Below are 18,847 nucleotides of genomic sequence, written 5' to 3'. Positions count from 1 at the left end.
CGCCGGGCGGATTCGGTGCGGCGGCCTGGACGGTGAGCATGATCCATGTTTGTGGAACGTTTGTTGACGCATGCTGTGTGCAACGGAATGTGTCGCATGCTGTGCTGCCACGTGTGCGGTGCATGCTACCGGTGTCTGGCTACCGATCAAGACCGTTCCCTGCAACCCCAGTTGGCAGTTGAGCTGGGCATGAGGAGTGAACGGTGGCGATGGATCGTTCCGGCCAGCTCATCGCACACGTATGACATCCTCGCACTTGGCGAGGAACACACTTGAGGTTTCCCGGAGCTTCCCGTGCCACGTACGCAAAGTATGCACATCACACACAGGAAAGGCGTCGTACATCACGGTGGTGCCAGGACGATCGAGGTCGCAGAGACGGAAAAACTGTGAGGCTGGCCTCCATGAGCGTCAATCATGCTTCGGCTGACTGTTCTCCTGGCAGCGACAGAGGCTGGCTACAGGGCAGCAGCCCTGTGGTGGCGCCAGGTTCGCCAGGTCCTGGTACCGGTCGATGAGCATCGAACCCGGCAGTGATCTTCTTCCTGCGGTCCGTCTCGTCCGGGTGGTACCTGCCTCGGCACCCCTCATGGTGGGTGTGGAAGCGGGCCCGTACAGGCCGGCGGCTCTCTTGGATCACGAAGTCGTGACGGGGGAAGCCGGTAGAGGGTCAGGGCTTCCAGGTCCGCAGGAGGACGGAGATCTGCGAAGTGGTGCAGCGGGGGTTGCTCAGCTCGTGGGCGAGCGCTTTCAGTTGTTCGCGGGTGGGAGCGACAAAGATGCTCGACGCCCGAGGTACATGCCGGTGACGGCACAGGCCACGGTGAGGTTGGAGCGCTCCAGCCAGCGACACCGGCCGAGCGTATGGACCAAGGCGGCAGCCCGCACGTACAAGCCGCCGTCGACTGGATTGTTGAAGAGTTCGCCCCGCTGGCGGGCGACGGCCGCGATGGGCACGCCGTAGTCGTCCGTGCTTGGATCGCAGTGCCCGGCGCGCTCGGCGACTTCGAGGATCCAGGCCTCACCGACGTGCACGATCACGCCGCGGATCCCGGCAGGTGCGTCCCGTCATACGGTGCACCGAGCCGACGCTCCAGGTCGTCGAGGAAGCCGCCGTACTGGTCGAGGAGGCGCTGCGCGGCCTCGACGCCGGCCGCCCGAACCCCGGTGGGGTCTTCCTGGATGAGTCGTTCGATTTGACTTGCTGTCCAAGGCGGCCCGGTACGGGCGGACCCTGGTCAGGATCAGCTCGTGGCCGTCAGGAGGAATCTCGAGCGCGCATACGCCTCGGTATGAGGAACGTATCCGTCGTCCCGACGTGTCCGGCCCAGCCCGCTCGACGTGCGTGTACCCCGTCGGCACCACTCGCTGACTTCGCAGGCCGGACCGCTGCCCCTGCGTGTCAGGCCGCATTGGACGGGCGAGCCGACCGCCAGTCGGTCGTGAAACCGATGGGCCGTCGGCATGTCAGCCGCCCCACGGTCAGTGAGCGGGCTGATCGGCCTGTCGCCCGCTCCTCGCCGGATCCGGCTGACCGGTCACTCCTGGGTCCTGTTCTGCGGACGCTGCCCTGGCCAACGCTTCGGGCTCCAGCAGAAGGCATGCGGCTCCGGCTGGGTTGACGAGCAGCCGCTGCTCGGGTTCCAGCAGTGCCAGCAACTGACTGACCTGCGAAGCGTCGTACCCGAGCCGACCCAGGCTGGGAATCTGTCCGGCCGAGGTATACACCGCCAGCGCCGGGATGCCGTCCGGAGTGGAGGCCACCAGCGGACGTCCCGCCGGGTCGAGCGGGAAGGCCACCTCGGCGACGGAGAGTAGCCGCATCACCTCTTCGCCGGGACCGTAACCCGTGACCGCCAACTGGAGGGCCTCGTCGATCTCGTCGGTGGGCTCCGGCCAGCCGCGCGCTACCGGCGAAGGCCGATGCGCCTCATTGGCCCGCCACTCTTCGATCTCGCCATCGACGCCGGATCGCACCTCCCCCATCACCGCCCACGACGGTGGGACCCCTGTCTCGCTCCAGCCGGGATCCACCATGGCCAGCCAGTGCTCGGGAGCCAGCCGGGCAGCTGTCCGCAGCTGGTTGGGTATCTCTGGAGCACCCTGCAGACCGGGGCGCGCTGCCACTTCGTCCTCTTGCCCCGCCGGAGTCCCGGCGGCACTGGCACCGTTCGTGTTCATTCTTCTCTTCACCGTCCTAGTACGTGTGCATCGTCATTACGTTCCCATTCGGCGCATGGCAGCAGTCTCCCTGTCAGGCGCGGCTTGGGCGGAAGGCCGGCCAGCGCCCGGGGCGGCGCCGGCGCCGCCCCGCACACGGGTAGCTGGACAACTCCATGAACCCAGGCAGTGCCTGTCCGGCCGACACCGGTCGCTCACTGCGATGCCGTACTTCCAGCACCGCAATGGCCGTGTGTACTTCCGTGTGTGTACGCCTCTCCCCGCGTCACCGCCGCCGACGGGGACGGAACACCAGCCACTGTCCAGGATGGCCATCGGCGTCGTCCGTCACGTCGAGCATCACCGTGGTTATTCCGGTCGGAGCGTATACGACGCGGCCCGTCTCATCCGCGACCAATTGCGCTATGTTCCCGTCCGGTGCTGTGCTCCGGCCTCCTGCTTCACACACCACAAGGACAATCGCGTGGTTTGCGGGCCGGTTCGACACGCTGGGGCGGCGACTCAGGATGCGGCCCAACCTCGCACCGTCCACCACACGTTTCTCGCCGGACCGCATTACCAGGTGCACTTCCTTGTGGTTTCCGTGAGCCCCGAACTCATAGATGTTCCGGCTCTGCGCCCAGGGCAGAGGCCGTTCCGTACCAGGAACCTGCGCTATCGATCCGTTGGGCAACTCCCGCGCCGAACGATAGGTTTCCAGGATCTGTCCGGAGACACTTTGTCGAGTCGCTTCATCATCTGCCCAGGCCTTACGAGGCAGACTGACACGCCCCATCGGTCTGCCCTGCCGATCGACGATGGTCTGGAACAATAGGCCGTCCGTCCCGAACAGCCGCCCGTCGAGCGCGGTCAGGAACTCGGGCCGCGGTGGCATCACGGTGGCACGCTCATGCACCGAGGCGGGCCCGAGATCGTCCGGCAGACTGAGCACCCAGTTCCCGGCCGGCACCGTCCTGCCATCGTCGAACGTCGAGGTAATGACCGTGTTCGGTGAATCCTTCCCGGGATAGAACCGCAGTTCCCCGCTGTGTGCCCACACCGCGCGACCGGTCCGGGCCGCGACCAACCGCGGCAGCTCCAACCCGCCCGCCGCCCCCTCGGACAGGAGCAGGACGACCGGAGCGTCAGCGGGAAGAGACGACACATCACGCCGGGTAGAAAGGTAGTTCGCGAACATCTCCGGCGTCATTCCGGTCTCGCCGCCCTCCGTGTGCACCCAAAGCAGCTCCGGCGTGCCGACGAGCACTGCGAAATAGGGCTCATGGAGCGGAGTATGCAAAGACCAGGGCGCCGCCCACGGATGTACGCGCTCGTCTGCCGTGTCCGGAATTCGCTCCGCGACGTAGACCTCCCGAGTACTGAGCACCAAGCTCTGCGCGCCAGTGCCGGAGAAATCACGGCCGACGGTCAGTCCAGACGTTGCGGACACGATGAGACCGGCAGAGTGACGCGCCGAGGGCACGCTGACGTCCCCGACCCCGATACCGCCGAACTCGATCCCGTGATCAGGGACACCACGGAAAGGAATGCTGCTGGCCAGGCGGGAGCGCCCGGGGCCGAGAGCGGGGGCACTGATCACACCGAGAGGCCCGCCGTGGGCGTCACTCACATCACGTTCCTTCTCGGGGACGCGATGATCCGGGGTCTCTCGGGGACTCCTGACGATCGGCCGGGCCTCGAAGTCGACGATGACACCCCCGCGGACGGAAGCCGTGACACTGATCCCGTTGGCGAAGTCGACTTCCACAAGAACCGGCTTGTCGGGTTCCGTCACATTCAGCCGACGCAGTCGTGCTCTGACACCGACCAAAACCGTCTCGGCCAGGTCAGCCGGATTCCAGTCGCCCAGCACCTGTGCCTTGCGGGGCAAGTCGTCCAGGGCCTGGGCGGAGAAAGCGCCGGTACTGACGAGTCTGCTGAGCGTCGCCTCGTCCCGCTGCGCGGGTGAGAGCCAGGGAACAGCCGGGACGGCATGGTGGTCATCCTCTTCCAGAGTCGATCCGCGCAGCGCTTCGGCCGGGTTCTCCGCCAGTTTCAGAGCGCGCTGGAACTCGTCCGGGTTCGTGCCGGGCTCCAAGGTCCAGTCCCACGCGCCGTAGTCGTCGCCAGTCGGGCCGGGAAGACGGGACAGAAGTTCCTCGACGCTCGCCGGCAGTCCCAGCAGAGCGGCTATGTTCCGTTTGGCGTTCGGGCTGTACAGGCGTGCTGTGTCGATGTCGTAAGTTCCTGTTCCGGAGGGGACGACGACGTCGACGAGGATCCGGACCAGCGGTTGTCCGGGCCGGTGGGGCAGGAGTCCGAAGTCCTCGGCCGCCGCGCGGAGGAGGACTTCGTCGGCCGCGAGGCTGGTCGAACCCGTGATCGTCACTTTCCTGGTCAGGGTGAGGCCCACCTGGCCGTTCCGGAAGACGGACCAGTGGACATCGACGGCGGAATCCTGGCCGTCTTCACCGCCGAGTACGACAGATGTGCCGGACGTGGAGGCCAGTGGCGGTCGTGACGGCCAGTGGGTCGGGAACTGTTCCAGAGCGGGACGGAATGCCGTGTGCTGGTGGTCGCGCACGATGCCTTCGATCACCACCCACCCGTCCACACCCAGCCAACGGTACGAACCGTCTCCGCGGTCCAGAACTCTGCCCTGCCGCACCGCGAAGGTGTGGGCCCGCTGGACGGATCCGCGGATGTCCCGGGCACTCCAGTTCTCGGGGAAAAGTACGGTCGTCCCGTCGGCGTGCGGCATCCATCGGCTCTCCAGGTACGACTCCGGGCTGAACGGTTCGGAGTCCGGGTGCAGAAATCGCACGGTCGCCGTGTAAGTGCCGTTGGGATGTGCGATTTCCTTGTTCACTTCAAGACCGTGGACGTACACACCCGCACGCTCGGGCCAGTGGTAGGCGCCGGTACGAGTACGCCGGTCGCCCAGGAAGGCGACGTCCTCCGCCCTGTGGGTAAAGGAGGGCTCAGGCGTGACCACCGGTTGCGGAGCCACCCAGAACAGTGGTGCCTCCAGTCCGGTCTGGTCCTCCGACGGACGCACGCCGGTGAACTCAGCGCCCGAAATCTCCCCCTCGAACCTGACGCCCGCATACGTACCCACCCAGTGGTGGACTGCCTCCCGGCCCTCGACCGGTCTCACCGCGTCCTTTCGCCGGGCCTCCGCGTAGGCCTGTTGCATGGCGTAGACCGCGAACTCCAGGGACCAGTGCTTCGGAAGCTGAACCGTGCCCGGATCCGTGGTTCCGCGGCGCCCGACCTCGGCCAAAGTCTCCGCCGACAGGCTGTTCGCTCCTTCCAGACCGTCCTCGGGACGATACGGAAGGGCATCGGCCACATCGCCCACTCCGGCGAGCCACGACGTCTCCCTCCGGGCAGGCTCGTGCTGCAGATGGTCCGCCTCGGCGAACCGGGCGCGGTAGGTCCCGTTCGCTGCCGGTGGCCCCTGCCATACCGGGCGCGCCGAACCGGAGGGGGCCGTCACCGAAAGGTGACCGCCTCTGCCGCTGCGGCCGTACAGGGCTGCCTCCAGCACCTCAGCGGAGAACACGGCTCGCTCCGGCAGCCCGGCGTGCCCTGCCCTGCCCGGTTCAGCAGGCTCCCTGCCGAGCGCTCGCTCAGCTGCGGCACCCAGGTTCCGCAGATAACGAGGTGCCACATACAACGGCCCTCGCGCAGTCGGCTCATCCATGCGGCTTCCGTCGATCGGGAAGGGGCGGCCGGGAACCGCTATATGAGAACCCATCACACCGCCGTCACCATAGACCGGCCAGCGACCAGGCCGATCCTCACGGTACTCGTCCGGCTGGCCGAACCAGTGCCCCGCCTCATGGGCGAGCGTCCCAATGAACCCTCGCTTGGCAAACTCCGGAATGGAGAACCCCTCGTCATGGATTCTGAAGGAACGCTGCGACACGACGACCTGCTTATGCGCCGATTCCGGATCTGTCAGTTCGAAGTCCAGGCGCAGCAACGACCCGTCCGGCAGCCTCATCCCGGAATTCCATACCGCATCGAGCTCACGGGACAAGCGCTGCGCAATCATGTCCCTCTCGCTGTCGGATACCGGCCGAGGGTCGCTGGGATCGTTCCGCCAGGCAACGCGCACCAGGAAGCGTGTCACCGTCTCTCCGTCCTGGCGCCGATATCTCTGCACCAGGAAACGGCGGCGACGGAGGGTGGTCGACCTGTGTACTGGGGTCGTCACCGTGGTCTCGGCTTCCCCGAGCAGTTCCGCGCCCGCGACGGTGACCACAGGTTCGGCGATTCGATCCGCGATGCTGTACGCCAGTTCAGCCAGCGGCCGATCCGCTGTCTTCCCCAGTAGACCCGCACCGTCAAGTACGCGGAGTAGGTGGTCGCCGCGCACCGGCAGAAGCGGCCAGTGCATGGTTGCGAGTTTCTCATTGACCGCTCGCAGCAGGTCTGGAGAGACATCCGCGCCCCCAGTCACATTCACATCGGCTGAACCCTTTTCACGGGCAGTAGCCTGGGCTGGTTCTCCGTGCACGGTGAAGCGCGTGAGATCCTCGAACGTTTCTATCACACGCCTGGACTGAATCTTTCGCGGAACCCATCTGATTTCAGTGGGAAGCCGCGAATAAGCGTATCTGACCTGGGCGATGGACAAGGGCGGGCGCCGCTGTTCGGATCGCAGCGAGTTCACCGATTTCGTCAAGAACGCCATGTCCAAGGCCGAAACAGCAGGCTCTGCCGCGGCCCGTCGCCTCGGCGGACCACCGAGTTCGCCGTACATCCTCATCAGTTCCGGCGGAACATCTCTGCCATAAACCAGAAAGGTGAAGACATCCGCGACCAGCCCGGCCGGATCCTCCGTCGGCGACCTGAATTCGGACCGCGCAATGTCAAGGGCATGCGGCGTAAGATTCGCGGCTATCATGTCAACGTATTTCGACGTATCCGTTTCATAGTGCAGCATCCGTCCCAGTGCACGCACAATGTGACCCACACCTGGATCATGGGAAATATCGTCGAATTCCGGGACGGGTTCACTCTTCAGAGTGGCACTCCACGAGAAAGGAGGCATCGCCAGGTTCACCATGAGCCTTCTCGGCGGGAAAGCTGTGGCGAAATCTTCGAACGAACCGTCTTTCACTCCGACGGTCATGGAACTTTCCACGGTGAGGTTCTTGGCATATTTCGGCGCAATGACGGAGAAGTCTGGAACATCAAATCCTCCCGCCTTGACCAGGAAAATAGCCCGCGCGATCCGGCGTTCGCGCAGCTCAGTATTTTTGACGGCTTCCGTCGGGTCGTATTGGATGCGAACAGTTGTCCCGTCGATCACCAGTTCCTTCTCGCTGGCGAAAAGCGATGCATTGGAGTCGTAGGGGATTCCTTTATTCTCCCGATTCAGATAGGACATGAGTTCCGGGTAGCGAGTCAGCAGTGATTCGTTCTCGACACGCTTCAGGTGATCATTGAGTGATCCATCGGTTATCTCGCCGCGGACTTCGACACTTCCGAGGGACGTCCGCAGTTCCTCGATCATTTCCGTGAAAAGTGCGTCCAGCTCACCGACCAGATGCTGTCGTCCTTCTGCGGACAGGTTTCCGTCCGCATCACGGCCGTGGGCGAAGACCGTCACGAGAAGCTCGCCGAGCGAAGGCGGCAGCATCTCTATGTTCTCTCGCTCCAGGTAACGCGCAACGTCGGGATGAAGCTCTCTGTACTGAGCGGACTGCCGCTCGGTCAGCTTCAGGCCGTCGTGGGACACGTCGGACTCATCGGAATGGCTGCTGTGAGTCTCTGACCACGTGGGCAATTCCCACAGCGGTTCCCACGGCGGCTGGACACTCTCGTCTCCACCACGGTCCTCGCGTGCACTGCTGAGGGGTTCGGCAAACACCGCAGGCGACGTCGAAAAGCCAACGTGCGCCTCCGTTGGCCTCCCCGCAACGGCTAGCTTGTCCGCAGCCGCAGCCGCAGTCGTCGCCGGGCCGCCATGAGCGCCCGCGGACGCCTCCGAGTTCCCTGCGCCACCAGCATCTGGCTGGGTATGAAGCGGAGGAGCGACCACGCGGCTGCTGGCGTACTGCCGCCAGTCCCGACGAAGGTTCGGGCGGAACTGCAGCCACTCGCCGATGTAGCCGTCGGGGGTGTCATCCACGTTGAAGTCGGTCCGGACCAATCCGGTCGGCGCGTACACCGTGCGTCCCGTCTCGTTCGCCACCTGCTCCGCAATGTTCCCGTCGGGCGCTGCGGTCAGACCGCCGGCTGAGCACACCATCAGCACGATGGGATCCGTCGGCGGACGCCGTACCAAGCTGCGTCGGCGCTTGAGAAACCCCCCCAGGGTGGTGCCGCTGACCAACCCCTCGCCGGCACGACCGCGGTGCAGCTTGACTTCCGTCTCGTTGCCATGCGCGATGAAGTAATAGGGCGACGCGTTCGGCGTCTCCGCCTGCCATGGAAGACGGAGCGGCGCAAAGCGACGATAGTACTGTTCACCGACCATGCCGCCGGTGTTGTAGAACCTCGCCAGAGGCAACGGGCGTCGCCGCGTGAAGCTTTCGTCCTCGGCCCAGCCCGGGTTGTCAAGGGACGCCCTGCCAATGGGCCGGTTCCGGTGGTCGACGACGGTGTAGTGCACAACAGAACCGCTGGAGAACAGGCGCCCGTCGAGTCCGGGGATCCATTCCGCCGAGACCTGGCCAGACATCACCCCGCCATCGGGCACGGGCTGCGCAGCAGGCCTTAGATCTTCCGGGAGGCTCAAGATCCACTGGCCTTCGGGCCGTGCCGCGTCACCTCCGGCGACCACGATGCGCGATGCCTGCTGTTCTGATAGCACGCCCACGTTTCCGGAGTGCGTCCAAACCTGCCGCCCCGTCCACGCCGCCACTGACCGGGGCAGCGTCAGATCCGCGCCACCTCCTCCCGCAAGCAGAAGCACGATCGGAGCAGCCGGACGTATCTGCTGCGCGTGTGCGGCGAGGTGTGCAGCAAAGCGAGCGGCGAACTCGGCATGGTTCATATCGGCAGTACCCCCGTCCGCCGTCAGCACGCGCAACCCCTGCTGTGTGCCATCGAGCAGGACGACGTACGGGAGAAGGAGCGTGGAAACATGCCACGGCGCTACCACGCTTTCCCAAGTGAATCCGCCTTGCGAGCGTTCCTGTCTCGCTATGTGGAAATGAGCGACGTCGAGCGATCCTAGGGCGGCTCCTTGCACCCGGTAGTCGTGCCCGAGCAATCTGCCCTCAGTATCGACCAACCGCGTACCGGACAGGTGCGGACCGGGCTCCTGAGTCCGAGCAGAATTGGCCCTGCTGCTGAGAGCCGCGCCTGGGGTCGGCACCTCGACTGCGGACAGACGGGCAGGGCCTGCGTGGGCCATTGAGGTCGACGCACGTGTCTGCCCAGTCTCGCGGGACGTTTCAGCCGCGTCGAACATCATCGCCTGGTAGGCGGAAGACCGAACAGCGTCCCGGCGCAAATTGCCGCTCGAGTGTGCAGGAGCTGATTGCAAAGAAGGATTTTCATTTCCAAAAGCCTGCCTCCCGTCCGGACGCGTCCGGCGGGGGTAGAAAACCAGCCACTGGCCAGGGTTGCCGTCGGCGTCATCCATCAGATCGAAGTAAATGTCCGCCATCCCAGACGGCGCATAAACAACTCGCCCGGTCTCATTCGCGACCAGCTGCGCAACATTTCCATCCGGTCTGGAGCTCCTGGCACCGGAGTAGCACACGTTCAAAATGATCGGATGGTTCGCCGGCCGGTTCGACAGGCTGCGACGACGACGCAGGAATTGCCCGAGTGTCCCGCCGTCCACGCTGACGCCACCGCCGGATCTTTGGGCCAAGTTCACTTCGTCGAACGTTCCGTGAGCCACGAAATGATACGCATCTGCACTCGACGCCCACGGTGCGCGCCGGACTGTGCCAGGCACGGCTTCGTAACCCCCTTCAGCGTGAACGACCGAAGAGAAGGTCTCTACGCTGTCTGCGGGCCGGTGGCGCAGCACTATCTCGTCGCGCGCCCAGTCCTCCTGCGGAAGAGCTACGCGGCCAAGAGGCCTGCCGAATCGGTCAACGAGGGTGTGCTGGAGAATTGATCCGGCGGTGAACAGCTGACCGTCGTGCCCGGTCAGGGTCGTGGCAGTCGCCGGCATGACCCTGGCAGGCTCATGCTCCGAGGCAGTGCCAAGATCATTGGGGAGACTGAGCACCCAACTTCCGCTCGGCACGGGCGAACCAACCTCGTCCGCCATCGAAGCGATGACCGTGTGCAGCGCATCCGCTGACTGCCGAAACCGAAGCTCCCCGCTATGCGCCCACACCATAAGCCCTGTGCGGGCCGCCACGAGTCGGGGTAGCTCCAGACCACCCGCAGCGCCACCGGACATCAACAAAACAACCGGGACGTCTGCGTCGAGAGAGCGCACATCGGGTCGGTCGGCGAACCGGTCCGCGAACACGTCTGGTGCCATCCAGACCTCGATGCCCGATACCCAATACCGAAGCATCTCCTCCGTGCCGCTCAATACAGCGAAATAGGGTTCCGGCGTGGACTGGGAATACGATCGCCAAGGTGCTGTCGCAGGCCGCAGAACCTCCCCCCCGGTATCACGAATTCGTTCCGCGACGTAGACCTCCCAGGTGTTCAACGGAAACGCATTACCGGGAAATCCGCCAACAAAATCATGACCGACCACATTGCCTGACGCGCCGGACACAATAGGCGTACCGGACAAGGCATGTCCGGCCCCGGTCGCAGCCAGGCCGGGGACGCCGGGTCCGACCAACTGGTTCCCCGCCAGACCAGTACCCTGCCCGCGGCCACTGTGCATCAGCCGTTCATGCTCCATCGACCGGGCTTCGCCCGAGTCCAACCCCACTTCCGCAGCAGAGTGCGCCGGCCAGCCGCCCAATGACGACGTATCTTGGCTCCCTCCCCGCATCGCCTCCAGGAACTCGGCTTCCGCCAGCGACTCCTTCCTGCCTGCAGCAGCACCTTCGACTGCAGGTTCACTCACCGGCAAGTGGCTCGGTACGCCGGGTTGTTGAGGTACGCGGCTTCCTTCGAACGCATCGGGATGGTGGAGCGGCTCGCGTGCGAGTGCGGGCTCCGGTTGGACAGATAGCCTCGAGCCAGCTTCCGCGCCTTTCTGGGAAGACGCGTCAATCACCGTGAGCAGCCTTGCCGCCAGACCATAGTTTGCGTGGCGGACGGCATCCTCAAAGGACTGCCACAAGCCGGAGGCATGGGCTGCGCCAGCATTGGCCATCATGACCTGCACGGTGTCCCCGCGAAGATCCAGCAGCCCGAAGCTGCGCAGCGGCAGTTCCGCCTTCTCCAGCTTGACCACCGTCTGCCTCACCGCTGTACGGGCATTCGGCGACTGCTGCGCCGAGCGATGCTCGCGCAGTGCGGCATGGTAGTTGGCGAGCAGCTGCGCGAGTCGGGACAGACCTGCGTCACCAACCGGCCGCTTCTCTGTTGGGGGGACTGTGCCGCCTCCGGCCGGCTGGCCGTCATCGGCTGCCTTCGCCTTCTTGTTCTTCCCCTTGTCGGCGGTGGTAGCGGCGGCCCGAACAATATCTGCGTGTTCAAGCATCGCCCGCGATGTGGCCATCAGGGGATGGTTGTGTACCACGCTGGCATCCAGGGCCCCGGGCATGGGCTTGCCGCCGGAGCCCCAGACATATTTGTCCCCGATGCGCTGCGTCGCGATCGCCGTCACCACGAGGTCGACCTGGCCGTCTTCCGCCAGAACCTTAACTGCCGACAGACCACGCAAATTGACCAGGTGATAGTGCACACCCCGGTTCAGCGCATACGACGACCCCTCGCGCGGTGACAGGGCGCCTGCCGCCGCGTTCCGCAGTACTACCAGATCCTCCGGCCCGGACGCCTCAATTTGCTTGCGCAGGCCTTCGGTCGCGAAGTGGAAGCGACCGCTGTCCTTCCAGGTTTGCGGCTCATGGGTCCGCAGGCGGGCCAGTCTCCGCTGAACCTCATCCGCTTCCTGCGCGGTTCGCCGCTCCTGCTCCTGCCGCCGCGCCTCCCACACTGGCAGGAACTCCTGCCGCACCCGCTCCCACTGGCTGCCCTCCAAGAGCAGCGCATGACGGAACTGAAACGCGGCGAAAGTCGCTTCGAAGCCCTCAGACATGTCCGGTACGGACGTCAGATAGTCACTGAACGACCACTCGTGCCACGCGCTGGGATCGGCATTGATGTTGTCCGCGATATCGGAGTTCAGCAGGAGCGCCAGAAAATCTGGCCTTGTCTCCAGGCCCGCCAGAATCTCCGCGTTCTCCGCGTCCAGCAACAGCCGTGACGCTTCTGGGTTGGCGCGCAGCGCTGCGGCCCATGGCGCTTCCGGCCCCGGCTGCTCCTCACGCACAGTGCCGGATCGGCCCTCGTTGTCTGTGCGACCAGCCCGCCCGGCAGCCCTATTCTTTCCTCTCTTCCCACCCCCCGTACGGTTGGCCGTCGCGGAGCCGCCGGACTGCGGCTCGTTCACTTCCGCCAGCCACGTCTCCACACCGGTGTCAGCGGAGCGGGACACGGAGGCGAGCGCGTCGTTCGCTCTCCGCAGCAGGTCTTCCGGCTGCAGACCTGACGAGCCCCGTCCCTCAGCGGTGATCTGCTCGAACACATCCGTGAGCACCACCGGATGCTGGCCCGCGAACTGCAGCAGCCGCGGCGTGGCCAGGAAGGTCTCGGCCAGTCGTGGATTGGCGCCCAATAGGTCGGTCAGCCTGCGCAGTGCTTTCTTCAGCCTGAGACTGCGTTTCAGAGAATCAGCCAGTTCCTGGCTCGCTACAACGGCGCGCCACAACACACTGTTTTTGAGTGCGTGTTCGGGAAGCATGCGGAAATCACGTGTCAGCGCACCTGCGGCCCAGGGGGCCTGCTCGATCTCACCGCGCAGTTTCGGGTCGCTCTTGAGTCTGACGTCGAGCGTCGGCACGAGGCTGAGCGCCTGAATCACCGCCGGTGAATTTTGCAGCAGACTCCTGAGCTTGGTCCAGCTCCCCAGCAGATCAATCACCGTAGGTTTCTTCTTGAGCACGTCGCGAACACCCGAGACAGTAAGCGCCGGCACCAAACCGGGGTCGCGTCTGGCTGCATTAAATATTCTTTCGTCGCCAAGCACAAAATCTACATGCTCCGGATGCTGTTCCAGTTGCTCCAACAAGGGCTCGGCCGTCATAAACGCGTGGACCGTGTCGAATTCAGAGAAGAATGACGCGTGGTCCACGAGGGCGGCGGCGATCGCCGGCTTCCCGCGTAGCTTCAGAATTTCTGTCGGATTCATCTTCAGCCACTTCGCCGCCGAAACCCCACTCACCACCGCTTCCGCTACCTGCTCACTTCCGGGAAGGGTCACAATCATCCGCAGAGCTCGCAGAAGAGGTATTGCATCCGATGACACCACTTCCGCGACCGCAGGTTCCCTGTCGGCCAAAGCGCGCGCGAAAGCCTCAAAGCCAGAGATGACTTTGTACAGATCGGCATTTCCTCGAACCTTATACCATTGAGTGGGATTGTCGATGAGAAGTCGCGCCAGTTCCCGATTGGAAATTAGATCGGCGGCCAAGCCGGGACTTGATGCCAGGACCGCTGCCGTGGCCGGCACCTGGAAGATCAGTCGGAAGAGGTGGTCGTTGGTGCGTAGGCTTTCGATGATGGAGGGTCTCTGGGTTACTGCCGACAGAAGGCTGGTGGCCGGGTCGAGGAGCGAGTCCACTAGAGGTGGGCGTTCCGTGAGCAGAGACGCCAGTTCCGGGTGACGGTGCAGGGCGGACCCCAGCGCCATGCTGGTCTTGGCCTTCTCCCAAAGGTGACTGTTGGCGCGCACCTCGGCGTCGACCTTCTGAAGCCGCGACAACTCCTCGGGAGAATTTCCGGCTGCTTCGAGAAAGGCTTTCGTGTCCTTGATCGGGTCCAGGCGCCAAAGCTTCGCCAGCGTCACGTCGTGCTCCATCAGCTCGACGCCTTCGCGTGTCAGTCGCGGTGGGCCGGTGATGTCATCATCGGTCACCGCCTTCAGTAGTGCCATCGCCCACTGGGGATTCTTTGTCTTGGCTTTTGTATTTTTTTTCTGCACGGAAAGATCTGACAGCTTCTTACGGAAATCCTCACTGCGCAATGCATGAACAAAAGATTCACGCGCAATAGCTTCAACGAACGCCTCGGGAGCAGACGCCAGCAAAGGAAGGTATTGCTTACTGGGTCCGCTCAATTCCCCGAGAAGATCAGCATTACCGAATAGCGCCTGCCAATGCTTGTCCGACAGGGAGAGTCCCGACTTGGATGCCAGATATTTCACGACATCGCGATTATTTCTAATATTCGCCAAATGCTCGTTTTCAAAAAGATGCGCCGCATGGCTTTCTTTAACGAGACGGAGCAGGTCGCCATCGTCGCGCAGCATCACTTCAAGGAAAAGCGGAATATCGATCGACCGCCGGAGTGCGGACGAATAATTCGCACGCAACAGGTACTCAAACGCCATCTCGTCGGTACGCCGCGCCTGCCAAAGATCGACAAGTATCTGGCGGGGCATCGTGACATTGTTACTCAGTACTTCGACAAGGGCCGGCGTATCGAACAGCACGAAGCCTACGCGAGGTTCGATCTGGGCGTCCCGAGCAAACTGACGGCGCATGTCGCTGTCGGGTGCGTGAATGAGTGCCTGCGTACCTGGGGTGAGCAGCCAGCGACGCACCTGCGCGTGGCGGAGTGCAGCAGCGAGGATGTACGGAGCCAGCAGCGGGGAGCCCTCACGCACCGCCGGCCGCAGCCTCTTGCCAGGCTCGCTCAGCAGCCGCCGGAAATGATGAGGAGACGTCAGCAGACCACCGTGATCGGCCAACACCGTCGCCAGCGCCGTGTCCGCCTCCAGCACAGAAGTCAAATCAGGCTCCCGATCCAACAAAGCCGCCAGTGCCGGGTTCGCCTGACGCACCCGCACCAGCAAGGGCGCCGCCGCATCGGGCTCAACCGAATTGGGCAACACCGGCTCCCCCGCCCTGAAAAGCTCTCCCTCCAGCTCCTCAGCGCTCACTTGGTCGAACGCGCCCGGATCAAGCGAAAGCACGTCCGAAACAGCCGAATTGCCCGCCGCCGCCCGCAGCAATCGCTCGTCACGCGCCAGTCGCTCGGCAACCCGAGGCAAATCTTCCAGCACATCGACCAGGCCCACCGCTGATGGCACAGCCAGTTCATCGATCAGCGCAGGCCTCGCCACTACCGCCCTGGCCAACTGCGGAGAACTCATCCACAAAAACGCCTGATCCGCATGTACCTGAAGCTTCCGGCGCAACCCGACCTCACGAAGCACCAGGCCGTAATCGACACCCCGATCCGTTTCGAAGGCCCGAGCCAGTGTCCACTCCGAACCAAACCTGGCCGTGTACTGCTCCTTGTATGTGTCGTAACTCGCCGCCAAGGCTTCTGCGAGCCTCGTGTTCGACTGGACAACTCGGCCGACCGGGCCCTCGCCTGCCAAGCTCAGGATGAGCGGAAGCCGGGGGCCGAACTTGAGGAACAGTCCGGGCAACCGAAGCAGGTTGCGGTAGGACCTGTGTCCGCTATTGATCGCCTCGACCGCAGGACGACGTTCGCCGTCCTGCGTGAGCAGCCCTTCGACGATGCGAGGATTGGTCAGATAGAGCTGGAGGGCCGCATCGTCCATGGCCGCCATTCTTTCCAGCATGACTGGCGCATCGACGAACACGTCCACCAGGTCCGGATGCGCCTTTATAAGATCGGCTAGATTCGAGGAAGCAGCGGCAGCCTCGGCCACATGCTGCCTACCAGGCCGGGCCAGAGACACGAGCGTCTGCAGATGCGACCCTACCGTCCACTTACCCTGCGCAACCATTTGCGCAATGGCACGGACTGGCCATTCTTGGTGCCATGAGTTGGTGGTTCGGGCGGCGGTGTCTACGGTGCGTGTGGTCTGGATGATCCGGGTGGGTGTCATGCCGGGGATGTTGCGGAGTGCGCCTTCGATGCGGCGGCTGAGGTCCTGGGCGGTGGGGACCTGCACGGTTTCGGTTGTCTGTGCGGCCGTCTGCCGTGTGCGGGGCGGGGCGCCGCCGGCCAGCAGGCCGCGGTCGCGGGAGGTGTGCGGTGATGGTGCGAAGGCGTTCTCGGCCAGTTCCCGGGCGGTGCGATGGGCCTGGCTCTCGCCCTGTTCCCGCAGTACCCGGGTGATCTGTTCCAGGTGTGTGACCCGCTGCTCGCGCCGCATCACCGTCTCGGGGTCGGTGCCGATGAGCATCCGGGCCGGCTCGTGCTGCTGCTGGATGTCCATGGCCTGACGCACCAGGGCGGGTTCCAGCCCCGCGAGCAAGGGCTCCTCACGCACCGCTGCCGCGAACGCCGCCTCGGTGTCCGGCGGGTACCCATCCCCCGCACCGCCGCCGACGGGGTAGCGAAGGTGGGGTTCCAGCGCCGTGCGCAGCTGCTGGGCCAGTTCTCCAGCGGCTTGCGTACCGCTGCGGTAGAGCCGGTAGGCCACCAAATCCCTTACCCGGCGCTGCAGTTCGCCGATCTGGCCGACTGCCTGTGCGGGCTCACGCATGGCCAGGCGGTGGATCGCCATCATGTTCTCGGCATCGGTGAAGAGCCGCTGTCGTAGCGGCGTGTCCATGAGACGCAGGGTTTCCTGTGCGCGGTCGGACATGTCTCGCCAGGGACGCAAGGCGGCCGGTCCGTCGGCCGGCTGCCGGGCTGCCGGCCCGGTGCTTTCCCTTCCGGCGCCCAGGGAGCCAGACGCGGCGGCGGTCTGCACAGTGGGGTCGCCGAAGCGGCCTCTGTCATGGATCATCGATGCGATGCGGGTCGCCACGACGTCCTCGGGCTGGTTCGCCCACAGAGTGGGGTAGCGGCGCAGGTAGTCCTCGACCGTGGTCAAGTTCATCTCGCCGTACGGCCATTCCTGCCGGGTCAGGATGCGGTTGACGGACCGCTGCACCGACGTGGCGTCGTGTGCGCCGGCGGCAACCGCCGGCGCCGGGCGCGACGGTCCGGCCTGCGGAGCCGGCGGCACAGCCGGCAGTCGGCGTCGGCGCGGAGCGGTGACCGACAGTTGCTGTTGGTACGCCTGGACGAGGGTGTCCAACGACTCGTCGCCAGGACCCGGCGGTACGAGTGCCGGGCGTGGCGCCACTGGCCGCGCCGCGCCGGTCTCCGCGTCCTGGGCCCAGCGTTCCACCAGCCGGCTCTTACGGGCGACGCTCTCTCGCGTGTCGGTGCCGTTGCCGATTCTCCTGATTTCAAGCACGAGACGCGGGATCTCAGGATCCGGGCCGTCATAATCCAGATCCAGCTCGGTGGAACTGCCGAACATGTCGGTATGACTGACGGACCGCTCAGGCCGCTCCATCAACGCGTTGTCGAGGTACAAACGGAAGGACGGCTTGCCGCCACCGGGTGGCAGGTCGAGCACCGATTGCCTCGCGTCGACGTTGCGGTCGATCCATGGGTTCGTTGCCCTCAGCACGTCCTCGAAGAGCGCCGCAATGCGCGGACTGTTCGCCTCGAGGAATTCCCTCACGTTCCGCGGGAGCGTCTCGCGTACTTCATCGAAGGGAGTCCTGGCCATTACGGGTATTTCGTTCTTGCCCAGGTTCAGTCCCCGTATGCGGCTGAGCAGCGCGCCCGCGGTATGCATATACGCGAGATCCGCAAACCCGTGCAGTGCCGCGGCCTCCTGCAAAGCAGCGTGGGTGAACCCTGGACTTCCCGCATGCCGCGCGGCAGGACCCGTGAACCACTCGGTCACCCGTTCGGCGAAGAGCTCCCCGGCTACCAGGTTGTCGGTCCCCATCTCCCTGGTCGGCTGCTGCAGCGAGTAATCCTTGATGCTGCGCAGAAAGGCCGGCAGACCCGCGTAACTCACACCGACGTTGAACTGGGCGTACACGCCCTGCCTGAATGCACGGAAATGCAAGTCGGCGTATTCCGGACTCACCTGGAACCCGTCACTGTCCGGGAACATGACACCAAGAGAGCCACCGCCCTCAAGACGGCGGAAGACGTCCGCGACGTCCGCCGCCACCGCATCAGCGTCAAAGCCTGCCCGCTCACCGTCCAGAATCCGGTAGGGAGCCGTCGCGATCTCCAGGATCGACCTCTTCCTCCCCTGCGGATCGATGGCATTATCGACCACGATCCCGAGAGTGTCCCGCACCGCCAGCACCTGGCCAAGACTCAGAGTGACCGGTACGAGCTTGCCTTCCTCCACCCGGTGCGCCGCGAAACCCGTCTCGAACTCATCCCCCTTCATACCGCCGCTGATGGTGTGGTGGTGGCCGGAGACCAGGTACCTCGCGATGGCCTCGCCGCGCTGGCGGACCGGCAGGGTGCGGTACTCCCGGGGCAGAACCCGGGCAGCCTCACCGACCGCCTCCACGGACAACGCGGCCGTGCCGGACATCAGACGGGCATACTCACGCCGCACCTCCAGATACAGCCCCTGATCAACCCCGTCCACCCCGGCCGGCTCGTGCACGGTGTCCTGCGAGACCTCGGTAAGGGGTGTCCGGGCGGGCGGGACAGGACGTGTTCCGGTACGCAGCCACTGCGCGACGGCAGCAGCCTGGTGACCCACGGTCATGGTGTGCCACACCGGATCCAGAAGATAGTGACGCACCACCACCCGGCCGGCCGGCAGATCCTGCGCCAG

Annotated in this window: 3 protein-coding genes; all 3 read right to left on the bottom strand. The window is 64.7% G+C overall.

What is annotated here, in order from left to right:
• Window positions 1–750: 750 nt before the first annotated feature.
• Window positions 751–1,041, bottom strand: coding sequence for a fic family toxin-antitoxin system, toxin component (locus ACZ5K7_RS44950; protein WP_468923726.1), 291 nt, complete (start codon window positions 1,039–1,041; stop codon window positions 751–753).
• 441 nt (window positions 1,042–1,482) lie between these two features.
• Entirely contained in the window at window positions 1,483–2,181 is a 699-nt protein-coding gene (locus ACZ5K7_RS44945) for a type VII secretion system-associated protein (protein ID WP_468923723.1), read from the bottom strand.
• A 265-nt stretch (window positions 2,182–2,446) separates the two neighbouring features.
• On the bottom strand, window positions 2,447–18,814 hold the full coding sequence (locus ACZ5K7_RS44940; protein WP_468923721.1) for an EndoU domain-containing protein: 16,368 nt from the start codon (window positions 18,812–18,814) through the stop codon (window positions 2,447–2,449).
• Window positions 18,815–18,847: the final 33 nt, after the last annotated feature.

The organism is Streptomyces sp. NPDC031497 (assembly GCF_055580905.1).
This window is presented reverse-complemented; position numbering and strand designations above follow the sequence as displayed.

Bases quoted from the DNA above. Each gene is read 5' to 3' on its own strand.
- ACZ5K7_RS44945 (WP_468923723.1), bottom strand. From the start codon at position 2,181: ATGAACACGAACGGTGCCAGTGCCGCCGGGACTCCGGCGGGGCAAGAG.